This is a genomic window from Dryocola clanedunensis, assembly GCF_038405435.1.
Taxonomy (GTDB): Bacteria; Pseudomonadota; Gammaproteobacteria; order Enterobacterales; family Enterobacteriaceae; genus Dryocola; species Dryocola clanedunensis_A.
The window spans coordinates 1-548 of the sequence record NZ_JBBYHZ010000188.1; the positions used below are offsets into that span (position 1 = coordinate 1).

Genomic DNA, 548 nt, shown 5'->3' on the forward strand with positions numbered 1-548 from the left:
GAGGACACCCAGGCCTGCCTGGTACTCACCGCGGACAAGGCCGTGCTGCGCGACGAGGCGCAGCGCGGCTTCGTGATGATGCAGCGCTACGGCGGCTCGCTGATCGCGATGGGCGATCCGGTCGGCCCGCCGGAGGTGGTGCGTGCGCTGATCTGGCGCTTCCGCGAGGAAGCCGACCGGCTCGGCCTGCGCCCGGTGTTCTACCAGGTGGGCGAAGCGCATTGGCAGACCTACCTCGATCTCGGCCTGACCCTGGTCAAACTCGGCGAAGAGGCGATGGTCCCGCTGCAGGACTTCACCCTGGAAGGCCGCGATCGCGCCGATCTGCGCCAGGCCTGGAACCGCGGAAAGCGCGGCGGGTTGAGCTTCCGCGTCGCGCCCCCCGAGGAAGTACCGGCCCTGCTGCCGGCCCTGTCGGTGGTCTCCCAGCAATGGCTGGACGACAAGGCCGGTGATGAAAAGGGCTTCTCCCTGGGCAGCTTCGACCCGGCCTACCTGTCCCGCTTCCCGGTGGCGCTGGTCGAGGCCGAGGGCCGCATCGTGGCCTT

The 548-nt window shown here is 69.7% G+C and carries 1 protein-coding gene; it reads left to right on the top strand.

What is annotated here, in order from left to right:
- The coding region (locus tag AAE045_RS24155; RefSeq protein ID WP_455549830.1) for a phosphatidylglycerol lysyltransferase domain-containing protein at window positions 1–548 on the top strand (548 nt) is incomplete at both ends.